The organism is Nocardia sp. NPDC060255 (assembly GCF_042727395.1).
In the GTDB taxonomy this organism is placed as follows: Bacteria; Actinomycetota; Actinomycetes; order Mycobacteriales; family Mycobacteriaceae; genus Nocardia.
In genome coordinates this window covers 145,949-161,956 of record NZ_JBHXAU010000006.1, presented here as the reverse complement: position 1 = coordinate 161,956, position 16,008 = coordinate 145,949, and the positions used below count along the sequence as shown (strand labels likewise).

Here is a 16,008-nt window from a genome sequence, read left to right as displayed (position 1 = left end):
GGCACTGAACGTGCGGGTCGGGTCCGCTCAGCGGGCCGTGATGGTGGTGGGCAGGGCGGCGAAGCCGCGGTTGTTGGACGCGTGGATACGGCGCACGCCGTCGGGATCGATCTCGTAGTCGGCGACCTTGGCGACGATCTCCTGGAGCGCGACGCGCAATTCCAGCTGGGCGAGATTCATGCCGAGGCAGTGGTGGCGGCCGCTGCCGAAGACCAGCGACGCGCTGGTGTCGCGGTCCAGGTCGAACGTGTCGGGATCGGTGAACACGTCGGGGTCGCGGTTGGCGGAGCCGATCAGCAGCAGCATCCGCGCGCCCGCCGGAACCGTCACCCCGTGCAGCTCGAACTCCTCGGTGGCCGTGCGCAGCGAGGTCTGGCTGGACGGTTCGTAGCGCATCGATTCGGCGATCCAGGCGTCGATCTGCCCGTCGAACGCCTTGCGGCGCTGGTCCGGGTGCAGCCACGCGGTGTGCCAGAGGTTGCCGAGGGTCAGCATGGCGGTCTCGATGCCCGCGCCGATCAGCAGGATCAGCACGCTGACGATCTCCTCCGGCGTGAGCCGGTCGTCGCCGTCGGCCGCGTCGAGCAGCCCGGAGAGCAGGTCGTCGCGCCGATCCTGGCTGCGTTCGATGGTCAGCTCGGTGTAGTAGCCGATGATCGCGCCGATCGCCTGGATCGCCTCGGGGCGCAGGTCGGTGGACTCCTCGTCGTTGTACATGATTTCCATGCCGAGCTTGCGCAGCATGTCGCGGTCGCGCTCGGGCACGCCGACCAGTTCGGCGATCACCTCGGTCGGGAACGGACCGGCGAAATCGGTCATGAAATCGAAGCTGCCGCGCGCGACCAGGGGGTCCAGCAGCCGGCGAGCGATCTCCCGCAACCGGGGTTCCAGGCCCTGTACCCGGTGCTGGGTGAAGGCCCGGGTGACCAGCCCACGCAGCCGGGTGTGTCGCGGCGGGTCCATCGCGACGAAGGAGAACATCTGTTCGGCCTGCGGCCCCCAGAACGCCGGTTCCATCCGGATGGCACCGTTCGCACTCGAGAATCGATCCGAATCGCGCAGTGCGGCAAGCACATCCGCGTGGCGGGAGAGCGCCCAGAAGTCGTCGGTATCGTTACGGTAGACCGGCGCCTCGACACGCAGCCTGGCGTAGTACGGATATGGGTCGCGGTGTACGTCAAAATCATATGGGCTGTACTGCAGTGGCATGGCGGAGCCTTCCGGGAGGTGCGACATCACCATCGCTACCGGTTCGCAACTCGAGCTGACATGATGACAATAGTCGAGAAGAATTGAGGGCGTTGTGGACTCGGAACCGGTAGCCGCGAAGATCGATGTGTCGAAACCGCATCCGGCGCGCCGGTACGACTACTGGCTGGGCGGCAAGGACAATTTCCCGGCCGATCGCGAGTCCGCCGACGTGGTGGCCGAGGCCTTCCCCACCGTTCGCCTCGCCGCGCTGGAGAATCGCAGCTTCCTGCGGCGCGCGGTGGCCTATCTGGCCGACGAGGGCGTCCGGCAGTTCCTCGATATCGGGGCGGGCCTGCCCACCGCGGGCAACGTGCACGAGATCGCGCAGAACATCGCCCCCGAGTCGCGCGTCGTCTACGTGGACAACGACCCGATCGTGCTGGTGCACGCCCGCGAGCTGCTCAACAGCTCACCCGAGGGCGCGACCGCCTATCTCGACGCGGATATCCGCGATCCCGACCGCATCCTCAACCACCCTGACCTCACCAGGGTGCTGGACCTGAACCAGCCGGTGGCGCTGATGCTGGTGGCGATCATGCACTTCATGACCGACGACGACGGCCCGTACGAATTGGTGCGCAAGCTGTGCGACGCGCTGCCCTCGGGCAGCTACCTGGTGATGACCCACGCCACCAGCGACCATCTGTCCGCCGAAGAACTCGCCGAGACGAACGCGGCCAACCTGCGCAGCGGGGTCCCGTTCCGATTACGCACCACCGAGGAATTCACCCGCTTCTTCACCGACTTCGACGTCGTCTCGCCGGGCATCGGCTCGGTGATGACATGGCGGCCGGGCGAATGGCGACCGCACCCCAGGCCGGAGGCCGTCTCCATGCTCGGCGCGGTCGCCCGCATCCCCTGATCAGCCGCGGTCGCGCCGGCCGACGCGGGTCGTCGTCACGGCCGATCCTCCTGCCTGGGCCGGGTATCGGCCGGATTGATCCGAATCGGGCGGCGCGACGACCGCCGAACGACCACGCGGGACTTCTCGGCGCGGCGCAGCGCGGTCCGCAGGCCGTTGCGGCCCAGCGGCCTACCGGCCTCGGGTGCGTCGAATACTGTGTCGCCGTTGAACTTTCGTTCCGAGGCGGTTTCCGGGGCGTCGTCGGACGTCGCGGTGAGGAAGCTGTCCGGCAGCGCCAGTTTGTGAATGGTGCGCAGGGTCAGCAGATATTGGTGCAGCAGTGACCCGCTGGTGTAAGGCAGGTCGTACTTTTCGCAGAGCGCCCGCACCCGCAGCGCGATCTCGGCGTACCGGTTGCTCGGCAGGTCCGGGAACAGATGGTGTTCGATCTGGTAGCAGAGGTTGCCGCTGAGGAAGGCCAGCATCGGGCCCGCGTCGAAATTCGCGGTGCCGAGCATCTGCCGGAGATACCACTCCCCCTTGGTCTCGTCCGCCACCACGGTCGGCTCGAATTTCTCTGCGCCGTCAGGGAAGTGGCCGCAGAAGATCACCACGTAGGCCCACAGGTTGCGCAGCACATTCGCGCTCGCGTCCGCGGCCAGCGTGCGCCGCCAGCGTCGCCCGCTCATCGCGGGGAAGAGCAGATAGTCCTTGCCCGCCTGCCTGGCGATCTTCCCGAGGAACGCCTTGGTCTGCGCGGCCTTCTCCGCCGCGCCCTCGGACCGGTCGCGTTCGGAATACAGGCCGTGCAGCGCGATGCCCCATTCGAAGGCGGCCGCTAGCAACAGGTTTCGCAGCGGCTGCAGCAGATGGCCCGGCTTCCACCGTTCGTCGCGGGTCACCCGCATGACACCGAACCCGATGTCCTCGTCCATGCCGAGCACGTTCGTATAGATGTGGTGGCGATAGTTGTGCGAATAGCGCCACTGCGCCGATACCCCGGCCATGTCCCACTCCCAGGTACTGGAGTGGATCTCCGGGTCGTTCATCCAGTCCCACTGGCCGTGGCAGACGTTGTGGCCGATCTCCATGTTCTCGATGCTCTTCGCCAGGGCCAGCCCGACGGTCCCGGCGAGCCAGCCGGTGCGGCCGCGACTGAGCCCGATGGTCAGCCTGGCCGCGGCATCGAGGGCCCGCTGGAAGGCGATGGTGCGACGGATGTAGCGCGCGTCGCGAGCACCACGCTGCTCCTGAATGTCGCGGCGGATCGCATCTAGTTCCGACCCGAGCGCCTCGACATCCGCCGCGCTCAAGTGCGCGTAGGCAGTGACTTCAGTAATTGCCATTCTTGATGTCCTCGAGTTCCGTCACAGCGTGTGTCTACAGCGTAGGCTTACGTCGTTGACAACGCACCCGAGCCGCCGAAATGATTGCCGCGCAACAACATTAAGATTCCGAGGGTGGGGCCGTCAGCCTGGACCGGGCAGGGTGGCGGCAAGCCCGTTGAGCAGGATGTCGAGCCCGCGTTCGAGTTCGACGGCGCCGTCATAGGCGGCCAGCACCGGCGCGAGCTCACGCAGCAGCGGGAACTCCCCGATCGGCAGCCGATGCAGCCCGAGCCGCAGCACCTCGTCGGTTTCCTCGGGGCGTTCGACGATTTCCTGCAACTCGTTGAGCACATGGCCGTACAGGAACCCGAACAGCGCGCGATAGATATGCAGCGCATCGGCTCCCGCGAAACCGGCGCGGGTGAGCAGGGCGAGCAGGTCTTCGAGCGGCCGGACCACCGACGTCGGGCGCAACCCGAGCGGCGTCGCCAGCGGGCGAGTCACCAACAGCGGCACCACCTTTGGATGCGCCAGCGCCAGTCCGCGGAAATCACGGGCGACCGTGCGCAATTGGGCGGCCCAGTCCGGGTCGGTGGCATCGACCGACAACTGCGCGACCACGATCTCGGCGACACCGTCGAGCACGGCGGCCTTGTTCGGCAGATGCCGGTAGATCACCATCGGATCCCGGCCGACGGCGTCGGCCAGTCGCCGCATGGACAGCCCGTCCACACCGTCGCTGTCGATGATCGCCAGCGCCGCGTCCAAGACCGCGGCCCTGGTGACCGGACTCTCGCCCCGGCCCGGCGTCGCGCCGTCGTTGCGCGCGTTTCCCGATCGAGAATTGCCGCGTTTCGCGGGAGGTTCGGTCATCTGCGCAGGCCTCATTCCCTCGGCGCTTTCAGTAGGTCTGACATGTAGACCTACGCTGTTGACACTACGCCACATCCGGTGCTTTCCGAGGCGACCCACCTCGGATTGCCGCCGCTCGGGGCCTGATCGCCGCCACGATGCGAAACGCCGGTAGCGTCCTCGGTTATGACTCCGCCACCGTCCGGACAGCAGTTCTCGATCAGCAGCGGCGACCAGCGGGCGGTGATCGTCGAGGTCGGCGGCGGCATCCGGGAGTTCCGGGTGGGTGGCCGAGACGTGCTGGAGCCCTACGACGTGCAGGCGATGGCCGACGGTGGCCGCGGTGGCGCGCTGATTCCGTGGCCGAATCGGTTGGCGGACGGCAAGTATCGCTTCGACGGCATCGACCAGCAGCTGCCGCTGACCGAACCGGCGAAGCGCACCGCGATCCACGGGCTGCTGCGCTGGCGGCCGTGGCAGGCGACCGATGCGCAGGAGAACGAGGTCACCATGCGGACCACGCTGCACCCGCGCAAGGGTTATCCGTTCTATCTCGACGTTGCCATCCGCTACGAGCTGTCCGACGACGGCCTCACCGTCACCACCACCGCATCCAACCTCGGCGATACCGCGGCACCGTACGGCTGCGGTCACCACCCGTATCTCTCGCCCGGGGAAGGCGGGATCGATACCGCGATCCTGCATTTCGACGCCGCGACCAGGATCGTGACCGACCCCGACCGGCAACTTCCGGTCGGCACCGAAGCCGTCGGCGGCACCCCGTTCGACTTCACCACACCGAAGCCGCTGGGCGCGTTGACGATCGATCATCCGTTCACCGACCTGGCCCGCAATGACGACGGGCGGGCCTGGGTTCGGTTGCGGGGCAACGACGGCGCGGTAGCCGAGCTCTGGGCGGACGACTCTTATTCGGTGATCCAGTTGTTCACCGCCGACACGCTCGCCCCGTCGCATCGCCGGACCGGACTGGCCGCCGAGCCGATGACGTGCCCGCCCAACGCTTTTCAGAGCGGCGACGGACTGATCCGGCTGACACCGGGCGCCACCGCGCAGTCCAGGTGGGGCGCACGGCTCACTCGTCCATGACGCGAGTCAGGCCGTGATCGTTCCGCGCTGGAACTGCTGCGCCACCCGGCCGTCGGCGAGGGGGTATTGGTCGCCGATCGGGTACCCGTAGGAGCCGCTCTCGTATCCGGCCTTGCTCCAGATGTCGTAGATGGTGCCCGCAACCGGGTGCGCGCCTTTGCCTTCGGTCCAATAGATCACCCCGTGCTCGAACTTGCTCCACAGGCCCGGGGTGTCGCCGAAGTAGCCGATCAACGGTACGGCGAAACCTCCGGTGGACAGCTGGTACGCATTGCTGGTCGGATATCCGAGGGGCCCCCGCTCCCAGCCGAGCTCGCCCCATTTCGCGAGGATCGGCCCGTTCACGGCATAGGCCTTGCCGCCGTTGATGTTCGGCTCGGTGTAGAAGACGCCACGTTCGAACCGCTGGAACTGTCCGCCGGCGGTGGGGCGCGCGTCGTCGAGCGGCACACCCCACGCGGCCTGCCCGCCTGTTTCGAGGAAAGCCTGCTCGATCGGCCCGGCGATCGTGAACCTACCGACGGCGGTCTCGGCGCCGGCGGGCACGGCCAGCACCGCGCCCCCCGCGGCCGCGCCGAGGGCGAGCACCGCCAGCACCCGAATCGCATTGTCCCGCATAGCCGTACCTCTCAGAGCTGCCATTGATCGGCCTCGATGTTGCGCCGGACGTTCAGGTAATTCGGGTCGCTCGGCAGCTGCCAGTCCGGACCGGCGAAGAACCGACTCGCCACCGGATCCCGCATGCCCGCGGTGAGCAGCCAGGCCAGCGCAAGGCTGTGCTCGCCGTTCAGCGCGAGAATCGCGTTCTCGACATCGTTGTGCGTCACCGCTTTACGAGTGGCCACGTAGGCGGGCGCCTCGCGTAGCCCCGGGTACTGATACCAGTCCACCCACCATCCGGCGGGTACCACCGAATCCCTGGCGTTCTGGATGATCAAGGTGGGCGTCGGCACGAAGTTGGTGGGCGCCAACGGACCTGGCTCGAGCGCCAGCGATCCGACCACCCGGAAAGTGGGGTCGAGCGCTCGGAATCGCGGCGCGATATTCGAGGCGAGCAACGCGCTGCCGCCGCCTGCGGACTGACCCGCCAACAGGATTCGACCGAAATCGACCTTCCCGGCCAGCGGCGACGCCGGATCGAGGTCGCGCTCCTTCAGCCCGCCGCGGCCGAGGAACTGCGTCTCCGACAGGGTGTTGAGGTAGTCGAAGGACACGGCGACGATGAATCCGTAGCTGGCCCACTGCGTCAGCATCGCGTCGTAGAACCCGGGTTCGGCGAAGATACCGGGGGTGAAGACGACCGCCGGTGCCTTGCCCACCCGGTCGATGTCGGCGGGATAGTAGTACTGGACCCCGATCGGCGATCCGGAGCCGTACGGGAAGGTGCCCTGGCAGCGGCGGGGAACGATCATGTTCTCACCGCTGAGCGCCCCTGGCCCCGCACAGGGCACCGTCGCGGCGGTCTGCACCACTTGGTGCGGCCCCATCCCACCGAACAGCGTGTCCAGATCTTGCCTATCGGGGTCGGCGTGCGCGACGTTCACCGCCAACACCGAAATGACGGAAACCACCACTCCCAGAACGAATCCGGACAGACGCGGCAGTGCAGCGAGTCGAACATCCGTCGTGCTGATACCTCGTCCGAGAAAGAAGATTTGGACCGCCACGCTATGGCCACAATTCAAGACACGTCAACATTGGGAGGGTCGTTCGCCCGGTAATAGTTGTCACAAGACAGCACCCTGCCAACCACCTCCCATTAACCACCCGGACACCCCGCTGCGCGGGCGGCCCGCGGATGCGCGCTGTTATCGTCGGTATTGCCCGCGCCGGGCGGAGGGACCGCGCGAAGCACACCCCCCGCCGACGAGGATGGTCTCTTGAAATACGTGCCGCGTGTTGCCCTTTTCCTGGCGATCCCCGCCATCTTGTTCCTGGTCCCCTGGTGGACCTTGGTCGGCGCGCCCACCGAGGGCACCGGCCCGCTGTTCTGGCTAGGTACCGCGGTGTTCGCGCTGACCTTCGTCGGCCTGCCCGCAGCGATGTTCCTCGGGCACGGACCCGCGCAATCGGACGCCGCGTCCATCGTCGGCGACACGTTGCTCGGTATCGCGTGGGTGGTGTTCAGCTGGTCGGTGATCGGCAACGTCGCCGGACTAGCGCTGGCCGTCGGCGGTGTGCACGATCCGGCCCGCTCGCGCATCGTGGCAGTAGGTGTACTCGCGGTGTCGGTCACCCTGGTGGTCTGGGGAATCATCGAGGCGCGCCGGGTGCCACGGGTGCGCACGGTCGATGTGTCGATCCCCGGCCTCGGCCGCGGCCTCGACGGACTGCGCCTGGTGGTCGTCACCGATACCCACTTCGCCGCACTCGATCGGCTTCGGTGGTCGGAGAAGGTGGTCACGGTCGTCAACGATCAGCGACCCGATATCGCCTGTCACGCAGGCGATCTCGCGGACGGATCGGTCGCGAAGCGGCACCCGCAGGTCGACCCGCTCGGCAAGGTCGACGCGGCACTCGGCCGCTTCTACATCACCGGCAACCACGAGTACTTCGGCGACGCCCAGGGCTGGATCGACCACATGGCCTCGATCGGCTGGCAGCCACTGCACAACCAGCACCAGACGGTGACCCGCGACGGCGACAGTCTGGTGATCGCGGGCATCGACGACCCCACCGGCGTCGGCCTGCCCGGCCACGGCCCCGACCTGCCCACCGCGCTCGCCGGTGCCGACCCGCAACTGCCGGTGGTGCTGCTCGCCCACCAGCCCAAGCAGATCACCGCCGCCGCCGAGGCGGGCGTCGCGCTGCAGATCTCCGGCCACACCCACGGCGGCCAGATCTGGCCGTTCCACTACCTGGTCCGCCTGGACCAACCCGTCGTCGCGGGCCTGAGCCGCCACGGCGAGCACACCCAGCTCTACACCAGCCGCGGCACCGGCTTCTGGGGTCCCCAACTGCGGGTTTTCGCTCCCAGCGAGGTCACCGTGCTGATCCTGCGCTCAGCCCCCGCACGCGACTAGCCCGCCGGAACCCGATAGCGGAGATGACGCGGAAACCGAGCCAAGATCGGTTCCGCGTCTTAAACTCCCACCACTACCGCACTCGCCCAGCAGGTTCGGTGAGTTGGGTTGCGGGGTATCGCGTTTCAGGAGGCAATTATGGGTAGGTGGCTGCACACCCTCACCGCTGCCGGTGTTCTGGTGCTGACCGTCGGCGCGTGCGGTAGTCCGCCGGCCGAGCAGAGCAAGGGCGGCGAGGCGGGCACCAAGGACTTCAAGGCCTGCATGGTGTCGGACTCCGGCAAGTTCGACGACAAGTCGTTCAACCAGACCTCGCTCAAGGGCGTCACCGACGCGGTCGCCGCCCTCGGCATCGCGAAGGCGCAGCTGGAGTCGAAGTCGGACAACGACTATCCGACCAACATCAACACGATGGTCCGGCAGAAATGCAACATCATCGTGACGATCGGTTTCAAGCAGGGCGATGCCACCTACGCCGCGGCGAAGGCCAACCCGGACATCAACTTCGCGATCGTCGACTACGCCTACACCGACACCAAGCAGAACCCGCCGCTGCCGAACCTGCAGGGGCTGACCTTCAATTCCGCCCAGCCGTCGTTCCTGGCCGGTTATCTTGCCGCGGCCCAGACGAAGACCGGCAAGGTCGGCACCTTCGGCGGGATCAACATCCCCACCGTCGCCATCTTCATGGACGGTTTCGCCGAGGGCGTCGCCTTTTACAACAAGGCGAAGGGCAAGCAGGTCCAGCTGCTCGGCTGGGACGAGGCCACCCAGCAGGGCGTGATCACCAATGACTTCCAGGACAAGAACATCGGCAAGACCAAGGCCAACGATCTGATCAGCCAGGGCGCCGACATCATTCTCCCGGTGGCGGGTCCGGCGGGCCTCGGCGCGCTGGAGGCCGCGCACTCCTCCGGCGGCAAGGTCACCGCGATCTGGGTGGACACCGACGGCTGTGTGAGCGCCGCCGAATACTGTTCGTCGCTGCTGTCCAGCGTGGAGAAGGCGATGGATGTCGCGGTGACGAAGACGATCACCGACGCCTACAACAAGCAGTTCAGCAATCAGGCCTACGTCGGCACCATCGCGAACAAGGGTGTCAGCCTGGCCCCCTACCACGACTTCGATGCCACCATCCCGGCTGAGCTGAAGGGCGAGATCACCGCGCTGACAGCCGATCTCGCGAGCGGCAAGATCACCCTCACGTCGAAGGCCCAGCCCGCAGCCAAGTGAGCCGCGGCCGTCACCGGGAGCGATATGCGGCTCGAACTACGCGGTCTCACCAAACGATTCGGCACTCTGCTGGCCAACGACCACATCGACCTGGTGGTCGAACCGGGCGAAATCCACTGCCTGCTCGGCGAAAACGGCGCGGGCAAGAGCACGCTGATGAACATGCTCTACGGGCTGCTGCAGCCCGACGACGGCGCGATCCTGCTGGACGGCACGCCGGTCACCTGCCTGTCGCCGAGCGATGCGATCGCTGCGGGCATCGGCATGGTGCATCAGCACTTCATGCTGGTGCCGGTGTTCACCGTCGCGGAGAACATCATCCTCGGCCGGGAACCCACCAAGGGATTCGCCGTGCTCGATCGCGCGGCGGCACGCAAGCAGGTGCGCGAGCTGTCGCAGCGCTACGGGTTTCCGGTGGACCCCGACGCGCTGGTGGCGAACCTGTCGGTGGGTGAGCAGCAGCGGGTGGAGATCCTGAAGGCGTTGGCCAACAACGTCGAGGTGCTGATCCTGGACGAGCCGACCGCCGTGCTCACCCCGCAGGAGATCGACGAACTGATCGGCGTGCTGCGCGCCATCGCCGCGAACGGCACCTCGATCATCTTCATCACGCACAAGCTGAAGGAAGTCACCAGGATCGCCGACCGGATCACCGTCATCCGGCGCGGCGCCGTGGTCGGCACCGTCGAACCGAGCACGCCCGAGGCCGAACTCGCGGAGCTGATGGTCGGCCGGTCGGTCGAGCTCGTGGTTGCCAAGACACCGGCCGAGCCCACCGGACCCACCCTGGTCGTCACCGATCTGACCGTGGTGGACGCGGCCGGAACCGTAGTGGTCGACGAGGTGTCCTTCCGCGTCGACGGCGGCGAGATCGTCGGCATCGCGGGCGTGGTCGGCAACGGGCAGTCGGAACTGGTCAGCGCGCTGCTCGGGCTGCGGACGCCGGTGGCGGGCACCGTCACGGTGGGCGGGTGGGAGGTGGTCGGCCGATCGCCGCGCCAGCACCTGGACGCGGGCATCGGCTATGTGCCCGAGGATCGTTCGCACGACGGCTGCATCGGCACGTTCAGCGTCGCCGAGAACCTCGTGCTCGATCTGATCGACCGCCCGGAGTTCTCCCGGCACGGCGTGCTGTCCCCCGCCGCGGTGAAACGCAATGCCGCGCAACGGGTCGAGGAGTTCGACATCCGCGTCCGGTCCACCGCCGATCCGGTCAGCACCCTGTCCGGCGGCAACCAGCAGAAGGTCGTCCTCGCGCGGGAGCTGTCCCGGCCGCTGGAGGTGCTGATCGCCGGTCAACCCACCCGCGGCCTGGACGTCGGGTCGATCGAGTTCGTGCACAAACGCATTGTCCGCGAACGGGATCAGGGCACCGCGGTGCTGATCGTCTCGACCGAACTCGACGAGATCTACGCGCTGTCGGACCGGATCATCGTGATGTATCGCGGGCAGATCGTCGGCATCGTCGGCCCGGACACCCCGCGTGATCAGCTCGGCCTGATGATGGCGGGCGCGGCGCCGGGGAGTGATCGATGACGGGGACATCGGATAGCGGTCCCGGCCGGGTGGCCGGTCGGCTCGACCGGCCCTGGGTGCGCGAACTGATCGTCAGCTCGCTGGCGGTACTGCTCGCGCTCGTGGTCGGCGCGCTGCTCATCATCGTCAGCGATCCGCAGGTGACAGGCGCGTTCGGCTATTTCTTCGCGCGGCCGATGGATACGGTGTCGGCGGCGTACAACGCGGTGGCGGACACATACAAAGCCCTGTTCCTGGGCGCGTTCGGCGGCAAACATCAGATCGCCGAAACATTGGTGGCGGCAACGCCGTTGATCTGCACGGGCCTGGCGGTCACGCTCGCGTTCCGCACCGGTTTGTTCAATATCGGCGCGCAGGGTCAGCTCATCGCCGGTGCGCTGTTCGCGGGCTGGGTCGGTTTCTCGGTGCATCTGCCGCCGGTGCTGCACGTGGTGGTCGCCCTGGTGGCCGGAATCGTCGGTGGCGCACTGTGGGGCGGGATCGTCGGACTGCTGAAGGCGCGCACCGGCGCGCACGAGGTGATCTCCACGATCATGGGCAACTACGTCGCGCTGTACGCGCTCACCTGGCTGCTCACCACCTCATGGTTGCAGCGGCCGGGCCGCAACGAACCGATCAGCCCGGTGGTCGACAACACCGCGCAACTGCCCCGATTCGGCGACACCCGACTGCATCTCGGGCTGCTGGTCGCCGTCGGCGCGGCGGTGTTCGTGTGGTGGCTGCTGTCCCGATCGACGCTGGGTTTCCAGCTGCGCGCGGTCGGCGCCAACCCGGACGCGGCGCGCACGGCGGGCATGAATGTCGGGCGCGCGTACGTGCTGGCGATGCTCATCGCGGGCGGCCTCGCCGGGCTCGGCGGCGCTCAGCAGGTGCTCGGCACCGATCTGCCGCTGACCAACGGAATCGCCGGATCGTTCGGCTTCGACGGCATCACCGTGGCACTGCTCGGCCGGGGCAGTCCGATCGGCACGGTCTACGCGGCGCTGCTGTTCGGTGCGTTGAACGCGGGCGGCAACGAGATGCAGGCGGCGACCGGCACCCCGCTCACCCTGGTGACCGTGCTGCAAGCGGTGATCGTCGTGTTGGTCGCGGCGCCGGCCTTGGTGCGCACCGTCTTCCGGATCCGGGCCGAGCGCGCGGACGCGGTACTCGCGAAAGGGTGGAACTGATGGTGACGACCACGACCGGTGCCACCCGGGGGCTCGAGTCACCGGAGAAGCATCAGCAGCGGCTGCGCCTCGGGATCTTGCTGTTGATCCTCGCGGTCACCGCGGTCGCTCTCGCGGTGTTCACCAAGTCGGGCGACGTCGACTTCCGTTTGGCCGCACCGGACGCCGCAGGACCGTCCGATATCAACGTGCCCGCCAAACCGGCGGCGCTGCTGCTGTCGGTGGTCGCCCTCGCGATCGCGATCGCGCACCTGGGGCGTGGGCTGACCGGGCGGTGGGCCGCGGCGCTGTTCACCGTCTTCGGTATCGCGTTCGTGGTGACGTTCGTGTGCTGGGCGGCGTCCGGCAAAATCTTCCCGCTCACCAACCAGATTCAGGGCACCCTCGCCCTGTCGACGCCGCTGATTCTCGGCGCGCTGGCGGGCGTGCTGTGCGAACGGGCCGGTGTCATCAACATCGCCATCGAGGGACAGTTGCTGGCCGGTGCGTTCGCGGCCGCGATCATCGCCACGGTGAGCGGCAGCTTCCTCGTCGGAGCGCTGGCCGCGGTGGTCGCGGGCGTGTTCATCGCCTGGCTGCTCGCGGTGTTCTCGATCCGCTATCTGGTGAATCAGATCGTGCTCGGCGTGGTGCTCGTGGTGTTCGCGACCGGCATCACCGGCTTCCTGTTCGATCAGCTCACCGGCCTGACCGACGGCCCGGCCCGGTTCAACAACCCGGGAACTATGCAGCCGCTGGCCATTCCGGTGCTGTCCTCGATCCCGATCATCGGCCCAACGGTGTTCGATCAGACCGCGCTGGTGTACGCGATGGTCGTCGCGGTCGCCGTGCTCGGCTTCGTGCTGTATCGGACGCGCTGGGGACTGCGCGTACGGGCGGTCGGCGAGCATCCGCGCGCCGCGGCCACCGTCGGCATCAAGGTGCTGCGCGTCCGCTATCAAGCCGTGCTGCTCGCGGGCGCGATAGCCGGACTCGGCGGCGCCTACTTCACCATCGGATCGACCGGCGGTTTCACCAAGGAGATGACGGCGGGCAACGGCTTCATCGCGCTGGCCGCGGTGATCATGGGCCGCTGGCACCCGCTCGGCGCGACCTGTGCCGCACTGTTTTTCGGCTTCACCAAGGCACTGCAGGGCCAGCTGCAAGTATTGGCGACGCCCATCCCGACAGAGGTACTGCAGATGACCCCCTACCTGCTCACGGTGATCGCCGTGGCCGGCGCGGTCGGGCAGGTGCGGCCACCGAAGGCCGACGGCGAACCCTACGTCCCTGGTTGATCACCCCGCGGCGTGCCAGGTGCGCGCCCGGACCCGGCTTCTCGTTTATCGACAGGATGAGCGGCGTGGCTGCCCCTAAAATGTGTCTGATCCCGGTTTTTCGATCTTGACCGCGCGCTCGGCGAAGATCGGCGCGCGAAAACCGGGACGCTCCCGCACTTCTCGTCGATAGTCGATCCGAGGCAGGGCACATGACACTCAGCGGTTCCCGAATGCTCGACGTGGTAGGTAGTCGCCGGATGGCGGTCGCGGTGCTGGCGGCGATCACCGGCTTCTACTACCTGTTCGTCGCGATCACCAATTGCACCGACACCGTCACCAACCGGCGCGGGGTGGCCGCCGTGCTGTCCATGCGCTCCACCATCCACAACTCCGGCACCGACTGGCGGGCCATCACCAGCGGCAACATCGCCCTCGTCGCCTACATCCTGATCGTGATCTGGGAGTTCCTGATCGCCTTCGTGCTGCTGGCCGCCGCGGTGGCCTGGCTGCGCGAACTGAGCGGGTGGCCGCGCCGCCTTCGGGTCGGTCCCGGCGTGGCCGCGAAACTGTCGAGCCTCGGCTGGAGCATGGTGCTGCTGCTGTTCCTCGGCGGATTCTTGACCGTGGCCGGGGAATGGTTCCGGATGTGGGCGAACAAAGAGGTCAATGCGTCGTCCGCGGCGCTGCAGAACTTCCTGATCGCCGCGGTCGGGCTGATTCTTGTGCACTTGCCCGAGCGGGACCTGTCGCGACCGGTGGAACAGGCCGTCTCCGATAGCAAGTAACCAGCATCCAAAATTCGGACAAAAGGGACAAAACGCATAAGTCGGGGCAAATGGAAATTATGTACTGACACATCATGGACAAGGCCCCTGACGGACTTTGCTAAGTTGCCACCGATTCACCACCTTAGTGGCTATACTCCTCGCACGCAGAACCCGGCTCCACCGACCGCTTCGACAACGATTCCGTGGATGACAGACTTTTCCCACGTCAGCCCGTTTCTAAATGGTTCTGCGGCACTTCTGGAATGGCGCCGCGCATGCGCCGAGAACGGTTCGCAACAGTAACCAGATGATGTCTGTAGTCAATATCAAGATCCAGTCAAGAAAGATCAAAAACCTTGCCACGCAGGGTGGTTGGCATGTGTATGCTATCGATTCATCACGTCCCCCACTATGAGGTGGGGGTATGGGCGAGGGCGGTGTCGGTGTGGACGTGAATAGGATCCAGATACGTCGCGCGGCTATTGCCGCGATCGCTCTGGGTGTGCTGGCCCTGGGGATAACGGGCCTGATAGACCGACTGTTGCTCGGTACCTTCATCTGCGCGGGACTCGCGGTCGGTTGGTTGAATGCCCAACTCACGTTGTGGGCCATCACCCGAATTGCCAGTTCCGAAGCGCCGAGCAAGCAGCGTTTGGTAGGTTCCTCCGCGCTGCGCCTGCTCGGCATTACCGCCGTCGCCATCCTGGTGGCTTTCTTCGCCCGCCCCAATGGCGTCGGCATCTTCTTCGGCTTGGCGCTCTTTCAAGTCGCCCTGGTCCTCAACACTGTCCTGCCTGAATTGAAAGGGCTTCGCCAGACGCCATGACGATCCCAGCCGTTTCATTTGCCCAGCTGGCCCCGAGCGTCACGCTGCTCGCGCAAGAGGCGCCCGCCCCCGCCGACGAACCGAAGATCAAGGTCGGCCACCACGCGGTCGCGCACGCCTTCGGTATGGCCTTCAATGTCGACACCATCGTGTCCACCTCGGTCGCCGCGCTCATCGTGCTCGGCCTGGCCTTCTTCCTGCGGCTCAAGATCACCTCCGGGGTACCGAACGGCGTGCAGCTGTTCTTCGAGACCGTGACGACCCAGGCGCGCGCCCAGGTGGAAAGCGCGATCGGCATGAAGGTCGCGCCGTTCGCGCTGCCGCTCGCGGTCACCCTGTTCGTCTATATCCTGCTGTCGAACTGGCTGTCCGTGCTGCCGGTACAGATCGGCGACGGTGAGTTGCTCGCGCCGCCCGCCTCGGACGTCAACTTCGTCTACGCGCTCGCGTTGTTCGTGTTCATCGCCTACCAGTCCGCAGGCATCGCGCGGCGCGGTCCCTTCGGCCACCTGAAGGCGACACTGAAGGGACACACCGGCTGGGGCCCGATGGTGTTCATCAATGTCATCGAAGAAATCGCCAAGCCGCTGTCGCTGTCCCTGCGATTGTTCGGAAACATGTTCGCCGGCGGCGTGATGCTCTCCGTGATCACATTGTTCCCCTTCTGGATCAGCTGGGGTCCCAATGCCATCTGGAAAATGTTCGACTTGTTCGTCGGCGCCATTCAAGCTTTCATCTTCGCGCTGCTGACACTGCTGTACTTCAGTCAGTCGATGTCGTTGGAAGACGAACACCACTGATCGGCGAATTGCC

Annotated in this window: 15 protein-coding genes; 10 read left to right on the top strand and 5 right to left on the bottom strand. The window is 66.6% G+C overall.

The window, feature by feature from the left end; all coding sequences use genetic code 11:
- Nucleotides 1–27: 27 nt before the first annotated feature.
- Nucleotides 28–1,209 carry a cytochrome P450 gene (locus ACFWF1_RS14440; RefSeq protein WP_379288168.1) on the bottom strand — a complete coding sequence of 394 codons (1,182 nt, stop codon included), beginning with the start codon at nt 1,207–1,209 and terminating at the stop codon, nt 28–30.
- Between the two features lie 94 nt (nt 1,210–1,303).
- Here ACFWF1_RS14440 and ACFWF1_RS14435 point away from each other — a divergent pair, with 94 nt between their 5' ends.
- On the top strand, nt 1,304–2,113 hold the full coding sequence (locus ACFWF1_RS14435; protein ID WP_379288169.1) for an SAM-dependent methyltransferase: 810 nt from the start codon (nt 1,304–1,306) through the stop codon (nt 2,111–2,113).
- Between the two features lie 35 nt (nt 2,114–2,148).
- Here ACFWF1_RS14435 and ACFWF1_RS14430 read toward each other — a convergent pair whose 3' ends face one another.
- Nucleotides 2,149–3,441 carry a fatty acid desaturase family protein gene (locus ACFWF1_RS14430; RefSeq protein ID WP_379288171.1) on the bottom strand — a complete coding sequence of 431 codons (1,293 nt, stop codon included), beginning with the start codon at nt 3,439–3,441 and terminating at the stop codon, nt 2,149–2,151.
- Nucleotides 3,442–3,564: 123 nt separating this feature from the next.
- Nucleotides 3,565–4,296: a TetR/AcrR family transcriptional regulator C-terminal domain-containing protein gene (locus ACFWF1_RS14425; protein ID WP_379288173.1), complete on the bottom strand. Its 732-nt coding sequence runs from the start codon at nt 4,294–4,296 to the stop codon at nt 3,565–3,567.
- Between the two features lie 165 nt (nt 4,297–4,461).
- Between ACFWF1_RS14425 and ACFWF1_RS14420 the strand changes: the two genes are divergently transcribed.
- Complete coding sequence (locus tag ACFWF1_RS14420; protein ID WP_379288175.1) at nt 4,462–5,382, top strand: aldose 1-epimerase family protein; 921 nt, start codon at nt 4,462–4,464, stop codon at nt 5,380–5,382.
- A 6-nt stretch (nt 5,383–5,388) separates the two neighbouring features.
- Here ACFWF1_RS14420 and ACFWF1_RS14415 read toward each other — a convergent pair whose 3' ends face one another.
- On the bottom strand, nt 5,389–6,000 hold the full coding sequence (locus ACFWF1_RS14415) for an LGFP repeat-containing protein (RefSeq protein ID WP_379288176.1): 612 nt from the start codon (nt 5,998–6,000) through the stop codon (nt 5,389–5,391).
- A gap of 11 nt (nt 6,001–6,011) precedes the next feature.
- A complete protein-coding gene (locus ACFWF1_RS14410; protein WP_379288177.1) occupies nt 6,012–6,956 on the bottom strand; it encodes a hypothetical protein in 945 nt (314 codons plus the stop codon).
- Between the two features lie 306 nt (nt 6,957–7,262).
- Here ACFWF1_RS14410 and ACFWF1_RS14405 point away from each other — a divergent pair, with 306 nt between their 5' ends.
- The 8 genes from ACFWF1_RS14405 (at nt 7,263) to atpB (ending at nt 15,995) form a co-directional block, all read left to right on the top strand.
- Complete coding sequence (locus ACFWF1_RS14405) at nt 7,263–8,405, top strand: metallophosphoesterase (protein ID WP_379288179.1); 1,143 nt, start codon at nt 7,263–7,265, stop codon at nt 8,403–8,405.
- Nucleotides 8,406–8,543: 138 nt separating this feature from the next.
- Entirely contained in the window at nt 8,544–9,638 is a 1,095-nt protein-coding gene (locus tag ACFWF1_RS14400; protein WP_379288180.1) for a BMP family protein, read from the top strand.
- A gap of 24 nt (nt 9,639–9,662) precedes the next feature.
- The gene (locus ACFWF1_RS14395; protein WP_379288182.1) at nt 9,663–11,174 is read left to right on the top strand and encodes an ABC transporter ATP-binding protein; all 1,512 of its coding nucleotides are present in this window, start codon (nt 9,663–9,665) and stop codon (nt 11,172–11,174) included.
- Complete coding sequence (locus ACFWF1_RS14390) at nt 11,171–12,343, top strand: ABC transporter permease (RefSeq protein ID WP_379288184.1); 1,173 nt, start codon at nt 11,171–11,173, stop codon at nt 12,341–12,343. Before ACFWF1_RS14395 ends, ACFWF1_RS14390 begins: the two co-directional genes overlap by 4 nt.
- A complete protein-coding gene (locus tag ACFWF1_RS14385) occupies nt 12,343–13,620 on the top strand; it encodes an ABC transporter permease (RefSeq protein ID WP_379288185.1) in 1,278 nt (425 codons plus the stop codon). Before ACFWF1_RS14390 ends, ACFWF1_RS14385 begins: the two co-directional genes overlap by 1 nt.
- Before the next feature lie 191 nt (nt 13,621–13,811).
- A complete protein-coding gene (locus ACFWF1_RS14380; RefSeq protein ID WP_379288187.1) occupies nt 13,812–14,387 on the top strand; it encodes a DUF2165 domain-containing protein in 576 nt (191 codons plus the stop codon).
- A gap of 406 nt (nt 14,388–14,793) precedes the next feature.
- Nucleotides 14,794–15,195: a hypothetical protein gene (locus ACFWF1_RS14375; protein ID WP_379288189.1), complete on the top strand. Its 402-nt coding sequence runs from the start codon at nt 14,794–14,796 to the stop codon at nt 15,193–15,195.
- Nucleotides 15,192–15,995: a F0F1 ATP synthase subunit A gene (gene atpB / locus ACFWF1_RS14370; protein WP_379288190.1), complete on the top strand. Its 804-nt coding sequence runs from the start codon at nt 15,192–15,194 to the stop codon at nt 15,993–15,995. The genes ACFWF1_RS14375 and atpB overlap by 4 nt, the downstream gene beginning before the upstream one ends.
- Nucleotides 15,996–16,008 lie beyond the last annotated feature (13 nt).